The following is a 612-nucleotide window of genomic DNA, read 5'->3' as shown; positions in this document are numbered from 1 at the left end:
TATTTTCCATACTATTCCTCCCAAATTATAATTCACTAATATACTCTATAAACCCTTCGTCATCAATAATTCCTTCTTCCAGCAGGTAGCGTCGGACTTTGTCTATTTTCACAAGTTCCTGCCTGGTGTGCTCTCTTTCCTGCATCGTAGCCGTCAGCTTGATGGCGCCTCCGGTGATGATGTAGTTGCCTTGAATCAATTTGATAGCGTATAGCCGGAGCCATGACGAGTGACCGTATTTACGTTTTAACCGGGCCTTTTCTTTTTGCAGCATCACATCCGAAGCCTGGTTGTTGTCCAGCGGGCGGAATATTTTGCTTAAATCGGTTTCCGGGGAGATGTCCATTATGATGTATCGAAGGCGTTCACTATCTTCAATCGTATCGCTGATAGCTTCTTTTATGTCTGTTATTTTAAAGTAGGCGTTCAAGTCGTCAATGTTCTCCTTGAAGAAAGCACGTAGCCAAACCACGTCCGCCCAGTTGTTGAACACCTTATAAAGTTCGTTATCATCCTCGCCTTCAAAGTGTACAGCCCATAATTTTCTATCTCCAGTAATGTCGTCAAATGTCATATCTCCTTGTTTTATAGTAAGACAAAGATACGCAAAAA

At 42.3% G+C, this 612-nt stretch carries 1 protein-coding gene; it reads right to left on the bottom strand.

From position 1 onward, the window contains the following. Window positions 1-25: 25 nt before the first annotated feature. The gene (locus BSCG_RS00055) at window positions 26-574 is read right to left on the bottom strand and encodes a hypothetical protein (RefSeq protein WP_004312090.1); all 549 of its coding nucleotides are present in this window, start codon (window positions 572-574) and stop codon (window positions 26-28) included. Window positions 575-612: the final 38 nt, after the last annotated feature.

This window comes from Bacteroides sp. 2_2_4, assembly GCF_000157055.1.
Lineage (GTDB): Bacteria > Bacteroidota > Bacteroidia > Bacteroidales > Bacteroidaceae > Bacteroides > Bacteroides ovatus.
This window is presented reverse-complemented; position numbering and strand designations above follow the sequence as displayed.